Origin of the sequence: Acinetobacter sp. ANC 4654 (genome assembly GCF_002135425.1) — a bacterium.
GTDB classification, from domain to species: domain Bacteria; phylum Pseudomonadota; class Gammaproteobacteria; order Pseudomonadales; family Moraxellaceae; genus Acinetobacter; species Acinetobacter kyonggiensis.
The window spans coordinates 220,781-236,091 of sequence record NZ_NEGL01000002.1; the positions used below are offsets into that span (position 1 = coordinate 220,781).

Annotated in this window: 18 protein-coding genes; 4 read left to right on the forward strand and 14 right to left on the reverse strand. The window is 39.7% G+C overall.

Going from position 1 to position 15,311, the window contains the following annotated elements:
• Positions 1-50: 50 nt before the first annotated feature.
• The 3 genes from rpsG to B9T24_RS04955 form a co-directional block, all read right to left on the reverse strand.
• Positions 51-521 (reverse strand): 30S ribosomal protein S7, encoded by a 471-nt coding sequence (gene rpsG / locus B9T24_RS04945; protein ID WP_004648014.1) that lies wholly within the window; start codon positions 519-521, stop codon positions 51-53.
• A gap of 179 nt (positions 522-700) precedes the next feature.
• Positions 701-1,075 (reverse strand): 30S ribosomal protein S12, encoded by a 375-nt coding sequence (gene rpsL / locus B9T24_RS04950; RefSeq protein WP_004648013.1) that lies wholly within the window; start codon positions 1,073-1,075, stop codon positions 701-703.
• Positions 1,076-1,244: 169 nt separating this feature from the next.
• Positions 1,245-2,678 (reverse strand): EcsC family protein, encoded by a 1,434-nt coding sequence (locus tag B9T24_RS04955; RefSeq protein ID WP_086164764.1) that lies wholly within the window; start codon positions 2,676-2,678, stop codon positions 1,245-1,247.
• A 270-nt stretch (positions 2,679-2,948) separates the two neighbouring features.
• On the opposite strand from B9T24_RS04955, the gene B9T24_RS04960 reads away from it, so the two are divergent.
• Together B9T24_RS04960 and hemJ are read left to right on the forward strand one after the other, a co-directional pair.
• Entirely contained in the window at positions 2,949-4,178 is a 1,230-nt protein-coding gene (locus tag B9T24_RS04960) for a beta-ketoacyl synthase N-terminal-like domain-containing protein (RefSeq protein WP_004648011.1), read from the forward strand.
• An 18-nt stretch (positions 4,179-4,196) separates the two neighbouring features.
• Complete coding sequence (gene hemJ, locus B9T24_RS04965) at positions 4,197-4,649, forward strand: protoporphyrinogen oxidase HemJ (protein WP_004648010.1); 453 nt, start codon at positions 4,197-4,199, stop codon at positions 4,647-4,649.
• A 118-nt stretch (positions 4,650-4,767) separates the two neighbouring features.
• On the opposite strand, the gene B9T24_RS04970 is transcribed toward hemJ, so the two are convergent.
• From B9T24_RS04970 to B9T24_RS04990, 5 genes are all read right to left on the reverse strand, one after another.
• Positions 4,768-5,883: an acyltransferase family protein gene (locus B9T24_RS04970; RefSeq protein WP_086164765.1), complete on the reverse strand. Its 1,116-nt coding sequence runs from the start codon at positions 5,881-5,883 to the stop codon at positions 4,768-4,770.
• 169 nt (positions 5,884-6,052) lie between these two features.
• Positions 6,053-7,483, reverse strand: a complete 1,431-nt coding sequence (locus tag B9T24_RS04975) for an amino acid permease (protein WP_086164766.1) — start codon at positions 7,481-7,483, stop codon at positions 6,053-6,055.
• 158 nt (positions 7,484-7,641) lie between these two features.
• A complete protein-coding gene (locus B9T24_RS04980; RefSeq protein WP_086164767.1) occupies positions 7,642-8,001 on the reverse strand; it encodes a RidA family protein in 360 nt (119 codons plus the stop codon).
• A 10-nt stretch (positions 8,002-8,011) separates the two neighbouring features.
• Positions 8,012-9,112 (reverse strand): alanine racemase, encoded by a 1,101-nt coding sequence (gene alr / locus B9T24_RS04985; RefSeq protein ID WP_086164768.1) that lies wholly within the window; start codon positions 9,110-9,112, stop codon positions 8,012-8,014.
• 35 nt (positions 9,113-9,147) lie between these two features.
• Positions 9,148-10,407, reverse strand: coding sequence for a D-amino acid dehydrogenase (locus B9T24_RS04990; protein ID WP_086164769.1), 1,260 nt, complete (start codon positions 10,405-10,407; stop codon positions 9,148-9,150).
• Positions 10,408-10,545: 138 nt separating this feature from the next.
• Here B9T24_RS04990 and B9T24_RS04995 point away from each other — a divergent pair, with 138 nt between their 5' ends.
• The gene (locus B9T24_RS04995) at positions 10,546-11,010 is read left to right on the forward strand and encodes an Lrp/AsnC ligand binding domain-containing protein (RefSeq protein ID WP_086164770.1); all 465 of its coding nucleotides are present in this window, start codon (positions 10,546-10,548) and stop codon (positions 11,008-11,010) included.
• Positions 11,011-11,122: 112 nt separating this feature from the next.
• On the opposite strand, the gene B9T24_RS05000 is transcribed toward B9T24_RS04995, so the two are convergent.
• Positions 11,123-11,773, reverse strand: a complete 651-nt coding sequence (locus B9T24_RS05000; RefSeq protein WP_086164771.1) for an HAD-IA family hydrolase — start codon at positions 11,771-11,773, stop codon at positions 11,123-11,125.
• A 101-nt stretch (positions 11,774-11,874) separates the two neighbouring features.
• Between B9T24_RS05000 and B9T24_RS05005 the strand changes: the two genes are divergently transcribed.
• Positions 11,875-12,642 carry a hydroxymethylpyrimidine/phosphomethylpyrimidine kinase gene (locus B9T24_RS05005; protein WP_086164925.1) on the forward strand — a complete coding sequence of 256 codons (768 nt, stop codon included), beginning with the start codon at positions 11,875-11,877 and terminating at the stop codon, positions 12,640-12,642.
• Positions 12,643-12,788: 146 nt separating this feature from the next.
• Here B9T24_RS05005 and B9T24_RS05010 read toward each other — a convergent pair whose 3' ends face one another.
• From B9T24_RS05010 to B9T24_RS05030, 5 genes are all read right to left on the reverse strand, one after another.
• On the reverse strand, positions 12,789-13,124 hold the full coding sequence (locus B9T24_RS05010; RefSeq protein ID WP_086164772.1) for a YegP family protein: 336 nt from the start codon (positions 13,122-13,124) through the stop codon (positions 12,789-12,791).
• A 255-nt stretch (positions 13,125-13,379) separates the two neighbouring features.
• Positions 13,380-13,739, reverse strand: coding sequence for a 5-carboxymethyl-2-hydroxymuconate Delta-isomerase (locus B9T24_RS05015; RefSeq protein ID WP_086164773.1), 360 nt, complete (start codon positions 13,737-13,739; stop codon positions 13,380-13,382).
• Between the two features lie 164 nt (positions 13,740-13,903).
• Positions 13,904-14,245, reverse strand: a complete 342-nt coding sequence (locus B9T24_RS05020; protein WP_086164774.1) for a zinc ribbon domain-containing protein YjdM — start codon at positions 14,243-14,245, stop codon at positions 13,904-13,906.
• Between the two features lie 165 nt (positions 14,246-14,410).
• Entirely contained in the window at positions 14,411-14,752 is a 342-nt protein-coding gene (locus tag B9T24_RS05025; protein WP_086164775.1) for a DUF2004 domain-containing protein, read from the reverse strand.
• A 94-nt stretch (positions 14,753-14,846) separates the two neighbouring features.
• Positions 14,847-15,290, reverse strand: a complete 444-nt coding sequence (locus B9T24_RS05030; RefSeq protein WP_086164776.1) for an SRPBCC family protein — start codon at positions 15,288-15,290, stop codon at positions 14,847-14,849.
• Positions 15,291-15,311 lie beyond the last annotated feature (21 nt).

The following is a 15,311-nucleotide window of genomic DNA, read 5'->3' on the forward strand; positions in this document are numbered from 1 at the left end:
TTCAGTGAAACTGACTCACCACCCTCCTGACTAGGGGCTGTTTTATCCGCTTAGAAACGGTAGTGAGAGAATGCTTTGTTGGCTTCAGCCATACGATGCACATCTTCACGTTTTTTAATAGCTGAGCCTTTACCTTCAGCTGCATCAAGCAACTCACCAGCAAGACGTAAAGCCATAGTTTTTTCAGAACGCTTAGCAGCAGCATCTACTAACCAGCGCATAGCTAAGGCAGTACGACGGGATGGGCGTACTTCCATAGGCACTTGATAAGTAGCACCACCAACACGGCGTGCTTTTACTTCGACCATAGGACGAACTTTTTCAAGAGTAGTCTCGAAAAATTCAACTGGGTCTACTTTACTTTTTTCTTGAACGCGGTCTAAAGCACCGTAAACGATACTTTCAGCAATAGATTTTTTACCATCTTGCATTACGTGGTTCATGAATTTAGCGATTGTTTGGCTGCCGAACTTAGGATCCGGAAGGATTTCACGGGCAGCGACTACGCGACGTCTTGGCATTTTAATACACCTATAAATATGACACTTCAGGTTTATCCAGCATGAGTACAAAGTGTCATGTACTGTTCGCTGGCCTTACTACACGTCGCTTGAATTTCACAAAATTAAATGCAGAAATCAGACAAGCGAGACGATAAAGGATTGCGGTTCTACGTTCTTAAGAAAATGATCTTAAAAGATTATTTCTTAGGACGTTTAGTACCGTATTTAGAACGAGACTGGTTACGATCTTTAACACCAGCGCAGTCTAAAGAACCACGAACGGTATGGTAACGTACACCTGGTAAGTCTTTAACACGACCACCACGGATAAGAACAACACTGTGCTCTTGTAAGTTATGGCCTTCACCACCGATATAGCTTGATACTTCAAAACCTGAAGTTAAGCGAACACGGCAAACTTTACGCATTGCTGAGTTAGGTTTTTTAGGTGTAGTAGTGTAAACACGTGTACAAACACCACGACGTTGTGGACAAGCCTTCAACGCAGGAACTTTTGATTTTTCAATCAAAGTCGTACGACCCTTACGGATCAACTGATTTGTTGTTGCCATTTGGCAAATCTCCCGTTAATAAAAAGCCTCAAAAAAATACTACTTTTCGAGGGCACGCAATTGTAAGCGAAGATAGAAAAATGGTCAATATTCGAGGTGACGTCAAATATTGACCATTTCCTTGTATTTAGACCATTTGAAAGCCTTTAGCAGACTTCATGCTGCACTTTTATGATTTCTTTTTTGTAACTTTTTTCTTTACAGCGGCAGGTTCAGCATTTGCTTGAGGTTGAATGGAGGCAGACTGATCACCCTCCTCTGCTACACCATTATCGTCTACTGCATATTCATCCAACTCAAATTCTTCTACAGAAATTGCTGGTTTTTGAGGTTCTACATATTCGTGTTGCTCAAGCATTTGTTCAGCCAACTGCTCCAAACCCTGTTGAACTTTTTGACTTTTTTCAGTTTCATCTACTTTTAGAGAGTCTGTTTTCTTTTTAATGGTCACTTTAGAAATGGTCTGATGGTTATCAATCTTCATTTCCTGATCTAATTTAATGTCACTCGCAGCCACATCCACTTTAGCAAAATGATCTAATAGTTTTGGCGTTGCTTGCGCCAATAATTCTAATGATTTTTCATAAGCGGCTATAGCCGATAACTCGACACCCTGATGCTGCTGTAAATAACTTCGTGCATGTGAAAATATTTGTTGTGCTTTCTGATTTACATCTTCAACCAATTTCCAGCTATATGCTGCACCAATGCTCGCACCAACAACGGGGGTCAATTTACCCAGCAGTGAAACTTTAGGAATGTGATTCAACCAATCCCATTTCATTTCACCACTTTCATTGACCAGCCATTTTTTCAGCGATTCAATATCATTACTTGAACCCAATATTTGTTGGAATTGAGAAATGTCATGTGTTTGCAACATATTCGATAAAGCTTTTAACGCCATCAAAACACTTTGTTTCTCTGCAATCATGCCTAAATCAATTTGTTTAAAAACAAACTGAACGATATCTTGTTCTGTTTCTTTATTCAGTTCAAAACCATAAGCACGTCCAACTTGATAAATCATGCGTAAAGACATCACCAAGGACAGAGGAACATCAATCGCTGAACCGATGACACCTGTCGCACCTGTTACAGCACCTTGCAGCGATGCAATCCATTTATTTTGTTCTGCCAATGCTTGGCTAATTCGCTTGGAACGATCTACGTCTAGCGTCAGTTCTTCTAAATCTCGTGCGCCTGCTTGATCAAGCACCAGATCGACAGAGCTTAAATCCGAAGTAAATTGATTCAGATGATCAAAAAAATAGTCTGATAATTTATCTGAAAATTCTGGGGACACAAAAGTGGCAACACGATTCACTTTATTATATTGACGACCCAATAATTGTTTAGAAACATTGGGCAAATACTCGCGCAGCATTTGTTGAGGATTCTCATATTTTGGCGATTCAAATGAGTTCATATGACGTGAACTCCCCTCAAACATCTGACCATTTTTCGAGGGTTGCATTACCTTCGCTACCTTGTCTGAAGCGACGTGGTTCAGCACACCCATTCCAGTTGCACTGATCTTTTTAGCCACTCCAAAGGCATTTGAGAAGAAACTATGTGAATGTTTATTATTACTATCTGTCATTCTTTATCCTCATTTTTGATTCTTACAATTATTGATAAATACTAGGCATAGTCTAAGTTTATCTCAATATTAATGTGTGTGTTTTAGTTAATTGCTTTGTGGTTGTTTCACAAATACACAGACAGGGAAATAGGCATAATATTTGCCATAAGAATTCAAAATTCTTTCTGCTATCATGATTGCAATTCAAAAATATGAGCTGCGTGCCGCCGGCTGCTGATTCCAGCGCCCGCAAGGCATGCCTCAATCTCACCATAAAGGGATCTGTAGATGAAACGTGTTGTAATCACTGGTATGGGCATTAACTCATGCATTGGTAATACATTGGAAGATGTCACTCACTCTTTGCAAAACGGGATTTCGGGAACACGTTTTAACCCCATTTATGCGGAAATGAATTTTAAAAGCCATATCAGCGCAGCTGCTGAACAGAACTTTGACGGCATTGACCGCCGCTTAAAGCGCTTTATGGGCGTATGTGCAATGTATGCCTATAACGCAGCATTGGCGGCTGTTCAACATGCGGGTCTGACCGCAGAACAGATTGGCGGCAACCCGCGCTACGGCATTGCTGGTGGTTCAGGTGGCGGCTCTACAGCCTCGGTGATGGAAATGAAAGAGCTACTGGACACCAAAGGTGCACGTAAAGTTGGCCCGTTCTTCGTGCCGCGCAACATGTCTAACACCATTACCGCCAACGTCGGTGTTGCCTTCAAAATGCAAGGCATTGCACATACCATTACCAGTGCCTGTGCAACGTCTGCCGATGCTATTGGCTATGCTTACAACCTGATTCAACTAGGCAAACAGGATTTAATGCTGGCCGGTGGCGGTGAAGAAGATCACTGGTCACAAAGTTTATTGTTTGATGCAATGGGTGCACTTTGTTCTAAATACAATGACACGCCTGAAACAGCTTCTCGTCCTTATTCTGCTGACCGTGATGGTTTTGTGATTGCAGGTGGTGGTGGTTTCGTAGTACTTGAATCACTTGAACATGCCCAAGCGCGTGGTGCAAACATCTTGGCTGAAGTGGTTGGCTATGCTGCCAATAGTGATGGTGCAGATATGGTTGCGCCAAGTGGTGAAGGTGCAACACGTTGTATCCTTATGGCTTTAGAAGAAGCCAAACAACATGGTGTAGATAGCATTGATTATGTAAATACTCACGGTACGTCTACCCCAGCAGGTGATATCACTGAACTACAAGCCATGGGTCGTGCTTTTGGTGAAGGTCATGTTCCACCGCTTAGTTCAACTAAATCGATGACAGGTCATAGCTTAGGTGCTGCGGGTGTACAAGAAGCAATTTATTCTATCCTAATGATGCAAAATGACTTTATTGCACCAAACATCAATGTGACTGAACTTGATGAAGGTACAAAAGGTTATGACATCGTACTTGAAAAACGTGACGCAAAATTGAATACTGTGATGAGTAACAGTTTTGGCTTTGGCGGTGTAAACGCCTGCCTCGTTTTCAAGAAGTGGGATGCATAATCCCCGATAGGATTTTCGATGGATGCACCTTCTGATGCTTTCTTGTGGGTAAAAGCATTACATATTATCGCTGTGGTCTGTTGGTTCGCTGCTTTGTTCTACTTACCACGCTTATATGTTTACCATGCCATGAGTGATGATGCCGTCAGTCATCAGCGTTTCGAAGTCATGGAACGTAAGTTATACCGCGGCATTATGTGGCCATCTATGATTGCCACACTCATCACGGCGCACTTTTTGGTAGATTGGGGCGATGCAACGCGCCACTATCATGAAGCGTTATGGTTTTACCTCAAAGTTGGCTTGGTTGGTTTGTTGGTGATTTACCACTTTGTTTGTGGTTATTATCGTAAAAAACTGATTGGCAATGCACATTACAAATCGCATAAGTTCTGGCGTTTTTTTAATGAAATGCCAACCCTGATTTTAGTTGCAGTGATCATTTTAGTGGTGGTTAAGCCGCAGTTTTAATCCTGAAAATTTTAAAAAGCCTCGAATCATTCGAGGCTTTTTTATTCTCTCTCATTTTCTCTGCAAACCAAGGCAATATCTAATCCTGATTCCCCTCTACAAAGTCGCATGCAAATTTTTATCTACGTTCGGATTTAATCAATGTAGTTCGAATTTTTAAATTCAATGGTACTGAATAATACTTTTCAATTGCCCAACTCAAAATAAACGTCGTAATAAAGAATATGGGCAACAATATTAATTTTTCGGTTGGCAAAGTTTGTTTAGGAAAATAGATAACTTTAATCAAGCCCAAAACAATTAAATGAAACAAATACATTTCATAACTGCGTTGCCCGATCCAGACCATCGCTTTAGACATTTTCGATTGAGCTGCTGCTTGAGGGTTTTGTGCAAAACAAAATATGAGTAGCGCAGCAAGTACAGCAAATACACTGATTCCCCAAGTGCTCACTTCTTTAATCGGGGCATATACATAAAGACCGATCATCAATAAACACATAAAAAGAATGACAGACGGATTCATTTTTCTATTCAATTGAAACTTCTGTGCCATTAAAGCAGTTAAACAGCCGATTGCGATCCCATCAAAACTGGAGAAATAATGATAAAGGTATGCGCCACTTTGCTCAGCACAATGTAATGCACGAAAATACGGTGCATAACAAATCACGACCAATAAAAACAAAATAAAGCCTTTACCACGCCCCAATAGCAAACAGAGCATTGGAAAAATCAAATAAAAAACTTCTTCTACCGATAGTGACCACAACACACCAAGCGCATAATTCACCCAGCCATATTGAATAATCAGAATATTCATCCAAAAACTAAAAGCTGAAAATACTGTTAAGCCATAGGACACTTCAATATCATTCGGTGCTTGATTTAAAAACGGCTTTAAACCGAAACTTGCCAAAATAGTAACCATCGCCACCAACAGCACCAAACACGGCATAATGCGCGCAATACGGCGAATGTAGAAGTCTTTAAGATTGATTTGAGCGAGTGAGCCACTACGTTGTAATGTGTGTTGGGTAATTAAAAAACCTGAAATAACAAAGAACATCGTCACGCCATAATTACCATTACGGGCAATTAAAGTGCTCAAGCTTTCCCCAAAGATATGTACGCCTAAAAATGTATCATGCAGTTTATAAGAGATATTAAAATGGTGGAATAAAACTAAAAGTATGGAGATTCCACGTAGTACATCAATTTTATAATTTCGCATCTACACTGTTCTTATTTTCAAAGCGTTCTATTAAATAATAATGATCATATAATTGCATTTAATTTTTGATCAAAATAAAGAAGCGTTATTTTTATATTCTGAGCATGGCTCAATAAAAAAAGGCTGATGTATCAACATCAGCCCTTTTTAAATTCAAATCAAATCACTACTAAAGCTTTTTGTTCAGCTTTTTCATGCGTGGCTTATACAGAACGTGATACGTTACCGCCAAAATAACCAACCATAATGGGCTAATAATTAATGCTTTTAACGTATCTGGCTCTAGGCTTAAGATCACTAGCGTAAACAATAGGAATGCCAAAACAATGTAAGACATCCATATACCACCCGGCATTTTAAAGGTTGATTTCGTATGTAGCTCTGGATTCAACTTTCTATAGCGTAAATAACACACCATAATCAAGCTCCAAATACTAATAAACAAAATCACACACAGAGAGCTGGCCAAGGTAAAAGCTTCGATGGTGTTCGGAACAAAATACTGTAATGCCGCGCCACTCATAATAAAAGCGCAAGAAAACAACAAGCCTTTCGCAGGAACTGCACGCGCAGAAAGTTCTGCTAACTTGGTTGGTGCTTGCCCTTCTTTGGCTAAACCAAACAACATACGACTGGTTGAAAAGACACCACTATTCATTGAAGACAAGACTGAAGACAACACCACCAAGTTCATAATAATGGCTGAAACCGGAATACCTGCATGCAAGAACAAGGATACAAATGGGCTTTGATCTGCTGGAATTTCTGTCCATGGTGTAACAGACATCACAATAAATAATGCGAGAACATAAAATAAGATAATTCGTGTTGGAATAGCATTGACCGCTTTCGGTAGATTCTTTTCAGGATCTTTGGTTTCAGCAGCCATCGTACCAATCAATTCGACACCGACAAAGGCAAACAGGGCAATTTGGAAACCAGCCAAGAAGCCTTCGCCACCTTTAGGGAACATGCCGCCATGAGACCAGACATTACTAAAACTTGCGATTGAGCCACCCGGTGCTTGATAGTGAGTGAACACCATAAAGCCACCAATACCAATCAAACCAATAATGGCTAAAATTTTAATCAGTGCAAACCAAAATTCAATTTCACCAAATAATTTGACGGTAAGTAGATTAATCCCTAAAACAAAGAGCACACAGCCTGCACTAATCAGTGCCTGTCCCATTGGGGTGAAGGTCATGTCTGGCGGCAACCAAAAGCTTAAATAGTTAATAATGGCGGCTAAATCTGCGATACCCACCAAAATCCAGCCTAACCAATAAGACCATCCAATATAATAACCTGCCCCCGGCCCGATTAAATCATGAGCCATATCAATAAATGATTTATAGTGCAAATTTGATAATAAGATTTCACCTAATGCACGCATCAGGAAAAAGAACATACCGCCAATAATCATATAAATGATGAGAATTGAAGGTCCTGCTAGAGAAATGGTTTTTCCGGACCCCATAAAGAGTCCTGTTCCGATCGCACCACCAATGGCGATTAATTGTAAATGGCGGTTCGATAATTTTCGCTGAAGCTCATGGGGCGACGATTGTGCGTCTTCATGCTGGCTTGAAGTGGTCATAAAATATCCTTTTTGACATATCCCTTAACGGGTAAATCATGCTTTTGGCACTTGAGCGTTCTACTCAATAATTTGATTTACCCGTCCAAGAATGAAACGAAATGGATTACATTTCATCTTCATTCTAAGTATTTCATTTGTTTCTCAACAACACCACATTACTTTTGTGCTGCTGTTATTGCGATTTCAATGAGCCAATTTGGGTTAACCAAATCAGCTTGAATTGTTGCGCGCGAAGGTGCCACACAACCTTGAAGCCAGTCAATCCAAATTGCATTCACTGCTGAAAAATCAGGTAAGTTTTTTAAATAAATTTGCGCAGACAATAATCGTGTCTTATCTGTATTGGCCAATGCCAATAATTCATCAATGGTCGCTAAGATTTCACGCGTTTGCCCAGCGACATCTGCATCGGTATTTTTAGGCACTTGACCTGATAAATACACCACCTGATTAAACACGGTTACAGCACTCATTACTTCGTTGCTGTTGATCTTTTGGATATCATGGTTTGACATGCTTATGTCCTTATTCTTGATTGATAAAATTGACACGTGCGGTGACTGCACACATCAGTTCATAGCCGATTGTTCCTGAACTTGCAGCGACTTCATCGATGGGAAGAATCGTGCCATTGGACGATTTCCCCCAAAGTACAACCTCGCTGCCCACGTCCACATCTTCAATATTTGAAATATCTACTGCGAGCATATCCATACTGATACGCCCGATAATTTTGGTCCGAATTGAATTCACCAGTACAGGCGTTCCCGTCGGTGAAATGCGTTGATATCCATCGGCATAACCACACGCGACAATGCCTATTTTCATCGCTTGCTCTGCAATAAAAGTCGAGCCGTAGCCCACACTGTCATGACTTTGGATGTCCTGAATGGCAATAATTTCACTGCGCAAGCTCATGCTCGGCTGCAAATTCCAATCTTGAATGGTATGTGTCGGATAGTCTGGAGAGCTCCCATACAGCATGATTCCACTGCGCACAGTGTCTGAATGTAGGGCTGAATGTCTAAGAATCGCAGCACTATTACACACCGTTCTTTCACCGGGTAAATCGCGAATCGTTTCTTCAAAAATGGTGTATTGATAGTCAATACCCGACTCACCAAAACGATCACTGTCTGCATCGGAAAAATGCATCATATGGGTGATGCTTTGAATTTGATCCAGCTGATTTAATCTGTGCCAAGCATGTCGATAATGCTCAGGCTGAAAACCTAAACGGTTCATACCACTATTCATTTTTAAATAAACATCAAAGTGAGCAACGGGAGAAAATTGCTCAATCCAACGAAGTTGATGTTCACTATGAATGGTAAAACTTAAATTTAACTCAAGGCAATCCTGTAAATCTTGCGCAGAAAAAATGCCTTCCAATAATAAAATTGCACCCGTCCAACCCAGCTCACGTAACCATCTAGCTTCGGCAATATCGAGCAAGGCAAAACCATCTGCCGTTTTAAAGGATGGATAGACATGTTCGATACCATGACCATAAGCATTGGCTTTAACCACGGCAAAGACTTTGCTATTCGGCATCTGCTGTTTGGCAATGGTTAAATTATGCTGTAATGCTTCGTGATGAATGATGGCAGTAATTGGGCGTGGCATTTTATTCTTCCTTGAATAATCAATTTCAAATGATTTTAAGCAGCATGTGGATAGCGCAGAATAGACAAGCCATCCGTACTAATATCTGGCTTATGATTCATGACCAAATCACTGATTAATTTGCCTGAACCACATGCCATGGTCCAACCTAAAGTGCCATGACCAGTATTGAGGAACAAATTCTTATAACCTGTTGCACCAATGATTGGTGTGCTATCAGGGGTCATTGGACGTAAACCTGTCCAGAAAGACGCCTGTGCTAAATCACCACCTGGGAATAAGTCTTGAGTGACCATTTCCAAAGTTGCACGGCGGTCTGTATTTAAACCATGGTTAAATCCACTCAGTTCAGCCATACCACCGACACGAATACGTTGATCAAAACGCGTAATGGCAATTTTGTAGGTTTCATCCAACACAGTCGATTGCGGTGCAAAAGCAGGATCAATAATTGGAATTGTGAGTGAATAGCCTTTCACAGGATAAACCGGTAAATTCAAATTGAGTGGTTTAAGGAAGTCACGTGAGTAGCTACCAAATGCCAAGACGTAACGATCCGCAGTCAGGACTTTACCATCGACCACAACACCTTTAATTTCATCGCCTTCAACCACAAGTTTTTCAACATTTTGGTTAAATTTGAAATCGACACCTAAACCTTTGGCTAAATCGGCTAAGGCATTGGTGAACATATAACAGTCACCTGTTTCATCATTCGGCAAATGTAAACCACCGACCAATTTATCTTTGGCATGTTCTAAAGCAGGTTCTACTTTTGCAAGTTCATCTTTAAGTAACAGTTCATAATCCACGCCACATTCTTTAAGCACTTGAATATCACGCTGTACTGCATCAAGTTGAGCTTCATTACGGAAGACTTGTAGTGTGCCTTTTGAGCGATGTTCGTAACTGATTCCCGTCTCTTTTCTAAGCTCTCTTAAACAATCACGGCTATATTCTGCAACACGGGTCATGCGCTCTTTATTAATGGCATAGCTATTTGGATTGCAGTTTTTAAGCATTTGCGCCATCCAATTCAACTGCCACATACTGCCATCAATATTAATGGCAAGTGGCGCATGATGTTGGAACATCCATTTTACAGCTTTAAAAGGAATCCCTGGTGCAGCCCAAGGTGTAGAATATCCAGGTGAGATTTGTCCTGCATTACCAAAACTGGTTTCTTCTGCTGGACCTGATTGGCGGTCCAAAACAGTTACGGTTGCTCCCTGCTGCGCTAGGTAATACGCACTTGCAACACCAATAACACCACTACCTAAGACAATTACACGCATCGCTCTTCCTTTACGTATATTTAGTTTATTTAACTAGTATATTTTGCAATAAATAGTTTTTTTCACTGTTTTAATCACTATAATGTAGTTAAATTAATAAATTCAGTATGAAATAACCCTAAAAAAAGGAAAAAACTCATGCGTAAATTAGATCGAATTGATCATCAAATTTTAGAGATCTTGCAACGTAATGGGCGGATTGCAATTAGTGAGTTGGCATCACGGGTTAATTTATCGACCACACCCTGCTCTGAACGTGTGAAGCGTTTAGAACGGGATGGCATTATTATGGGCTACTATGCTCGACTTAACCCTGAGCTGGTAAATCGTAGTTTATTGGTTTTTTTAGAAATTAAATTATCGGCGAAATCGGGTGATGTATTTGATCAGGTTGCCCGTGATTTAGTAGAAATTCCAGAAGTCTTAGAATGCCATCTCATTTCAGGTGAATTCGATTATTTGGTCAAAGCACGGCTAAAAGAAATGAGCGCCTATCGTCGCTTACTAGGTGATTTACTGAAGAAATTACCCTCTTCCGCCTCATCGCATAGTTATATCGTGATGGAAGAAGTGAAAGAAACACTGTACCTCGATTTGAGATAACATTTAAGACGAATAAGACGAACTAAAAATCGTCTTAAATGTAAATCTCAACAAAACTTTGCTGTAAAGAAAGCTGTTTATGCGTCAACAATCACGCAATAGCTTGATCAGGTTAATGCCCGACATGATTCAAAATTTCTGAAAATTGTTGAATTCGTGCTTTGGGTTGTGCCGCATCCAACTCTGCTTTTGAACCATAACCATATTCCACCGCAATGGTTTCTATTCCATAACGACGCGCACCAAAAATATCATGTTCACGGTCACCAACCATCAAACATTCAGCCGAATCTAACTGTTCTTTTTTAAGAATATATTCAATCAAATCGCCTTTATTGGTACGCTCCCCGTTTAATTCGCTGCCATAGGGATATTCAAAATATTGCAATAAATCAAAATGCTCTAAAATTTGTCGTGCATACACTTCAGGTTTTGCCGTTGCTAAAAATAGACGATAGCCTTGTTGTTGCAATGCTTTTAAGGTTTCAGCCACTTGAGGAAAAACGTGGTTTTCATATAGGCCCGTAACCGCAAATCGTTCACGATATCCCATCAAAGCTTGTTCAGCCAAAACATCATGTACATCGACATTTAAAATTTTTGCCAGAGAGGCTTTTAATGGCGGGCCAATAATCCAATCAATATTGACATCATCGGCAATGGGATGACCAATTTTATTTAAACCATAACGTGCACTGGTGGTAATCCCCACTTTGGGATCCGTAAGTGTTCCATCTAAATCAATCAAAATATTTTTAATCACAGACTGACCCTTTTCACTTAAATTTTTACTAAATAAATACTATCGAGACTTGGCTCAAATTTGCCTATACTAAGGCAAATTTTGTCAAGAAGGATATCATGGTGCGCCCTACTGTACTTTGCTTTTCTGGTTTAGATCCATCAGGCGGAGCTGGCTTGCAAGCAGATATTGAAGCGATTGGTCAAAGTGGTGCACATGCAGCCATTGCGTGTACCGCCCTGACAATTCAAAACTCGCAACAAGTGTTTGGCTTTACAGCGACCTCTAAAGAACTTTTACTTGCTCAAGCCCATGCTGTGGTCGGCGATTTGCCCATTAAGTGTGTGAAATCTGGCATGCTCGGCACCACGGATAATATTGCGGCTTTGGCTGAATTTCTACGCGAGCATCCAGACTATTTATATGTGCTCGATCCTGTACTCGTTGCCAATAGTGGCGGTTCACTAGGGAATCAGGAAACATTGGTTAAAGCTTTTGTAGAGCTCGTTCCTTTGGCGACTGTGATTACTCCAAATACTGTTGAACTGCGTGCTTTAACTGGTGAACAAGACTTAGAAAAAGCCACAGCGAAACTCTTCGAAATGGGTGCTCAAGCCGTTTTAATCAAAGGTGGACATGAAGACACCCCTGACTATATTCGCAATGCTTTATACAGCAAGGGTCAGATGGTTTCTGAAACTCGCTGCCCGCGTCTGGAAGGGGAATATCACGGTTCAGGTTGCTCATTGGCGAGCTTTATTGCAGGGCGTTTAGCGCAAGGTGATGAATTAAAAGTTGCTGTTAATCATGCTGAAGCATGGCTCTTTGGCGTACTGAAAAATGCTGAAATGCCTGTGCCAAATGGGCAGAGAATTCCCAAGCGCTTTTAATCCTCAAGCGATTAAAACCTGTTCATCCATTCGTTTATCGCTTGGAGATCAGGTTTTATCCTATTTTAAAAAGCGGCAACAGGTGTTTCATTGATCTATAAAAAAGTATGTATTCATACATACTTTGATGTACATATGGCTTTAATTTAAGCTGTTAAATCTTTAATTGTCGTACTTGAACCATTACTTTTGACCGACTCAATTCCCTTTTCACGCGATTGCTCAGTTGAATAAAATTGACTGGTTCCAATAATTTGATGATTAACCGCTTTTAAATTAAAATAAGGCTTACCATTTTTTGCTTCCTTGCGTTCAAAATGACCATCATCTGCACTATTTTTTTGTACCGATTCAATCCCATTTTGTGCAGAGGCTCTCGCCTTATATAATTCACTGGTCAAAATGACTTCGCCATTTCCTGCTTTTAAAACAAAGCGATATTGTCCGTCACTACTTTGACTCAATTCATACCATCCAGACATTGTGAATACCCTCTTGTTATTTTAAAGTTTATAAAAAGTATTGTGTTGATTAAAGATTAATCAATTTGTATTCAATATAAATGACTTTTTGCTTTTTCAAAAGTATGTTTTGTTACGAATTGATAATGTGATTTTTTCTTAAAATATAGCTTCAACAACCCAAATTATTGAATAATTGGGATTGAGTCATCAAATCATAAAAGAGAATGAAATCTAGGATCTCATCCTCTATTTCATCCTATTTACTTCTACAGATTAGACAATTTTTTTGCTGTATGTTTCTTTCTGCATTTCTAAAATTTCTACACAAATTTGCAAACTCAATTGGCTTTGCTTAGGCAAATGCTGCTCAAGTATGCTTAATAATAATTGGGAAATTTCCTGTTGTAATTCCACACTTCGCCCTGTCAATAACGAAACTTTGGCGTGTACATAAGCTTGTGATTCATCCCCTAAACCAATGACATAATCATGCTGACAAACAGCACGACTTTTTACATCATTGGCTGAATGCACATACGTGCCATCGAGCAATGCTTGGTTTAAAGCAAGCAGAAGTGGTTGCGGTGCTAAGTTTTCAAGATTGGCTGAATATTCCAAATGAATATGTGGCATAACAAAAATCCTTTAAGATCATTGCTTCGTTATAGCATGCTGTGTGCTGAATCAGCAGACCAATCTATTCATATTTAATCAATCGGTTCAGTAAATTCATTACGCCCGCTTAAAAAAAGCCCTCACATTTTAGCGAGGGCTTTTTTAACTTCAAACGATATTCATTAAGCTTTTTTTACAAACTCAGATTTAAGTTTCATTGGACCAAAACCATCTACTTTACAATCAATATCATGACCATCACTCGCATCTGTCAATAAGCGAATATTTTTCGCTTTTGTACCCACTTTTACTACAGATGAAGAGCCTTTAATTTTCAGATCTTTAACGACTGTCACCGTATCACCATCACTGAGGATATTGCCATTTGCGTCTTTAATGATTGTGACTTCTTCAGCCTTGCTTTCACTCTCTTTCCATTCATGAGAACATTCTGGACAAATCAGCAAATCACCATCTTGATAAGCATATTCTGAGTTACATTTTGGGCAATTTGGCAAAGACATAAAAAACCTCAAAAATACTAATATAACATTTTATCCCTAAGTCGATTGCTAAAACCCTATTTATTTTATGGAATAAATCAGACTTCAACCGACTTATCCATCTCTGAAGCGACTGTATAAATACGTTTTATATAGATATTCATGAGGATCTATCCGTTAAACATATTAACTCTCCATCGAAATGCCAACTAAGGTCTCATCACGATCCAGTTCTACACACAAAACATATTGAGTTACCTCTTCTGGTAGGGTGAAATCAATCCGATAATTTTCATCCCCCTCAAGCACCCAATCAATATGTGGACTTAGTTCTAGTACCTTTAAAACCTGTAAAGGTTGAGGTGTTACAGTCCCCAAGTTTTTAAGCCAATACTCTGGCTCAAGCTCCTCTAGATGATGTTCAGCATATAAGCGAACTTCATTTTCATCAGCAGCACTCTGATAGGCAGATAAGATTGCAGCTCGAGCTTTCTGTTCTAATCTTTGAATTTGTTCAGTATTATTCATCTATTACTTCTCTGTTTTTTATTATGTTTACGCTTATATGTCATACGAGTAAATATACATTAATGAAATTCACTCAAAACATAATGAACTTTTATTAATCGGGAATTTCAGGATTAACCAACAAAGCCAACAATTGCAATGACTCTTGCCATCCTAAATAACAGGCTTCAACTGGAATAACATCGGGAATACCCGATTGCGTAATATTAACCTCCGTCCCCACAGAAACGGCTTTAAGCTGAATGATCACTTCAATTTGTCCTGATAAATTCGGATCATCAAACTGGTCGGTATAGCGCAATAACTGGTTGGGAACCAGCTCATGATAGGTTCCACTAAAACCGTGACTCGAACCTGTAGAAAAATTACCAAAGGACATTTTATACGTTCCACCCACTTGAGCATCAAGATGATGAACTTTGGCGGTAAAGCCATGCGGTGCCATCCATTTCACTAAAGCATCTGGGTCAATAAATGCTTTAAATACCCGTTCTGGTGGCGCACTGAATACGCGATGCAATTTCACTGTATGACTCACGATCTCATTCCTTATTTTTGT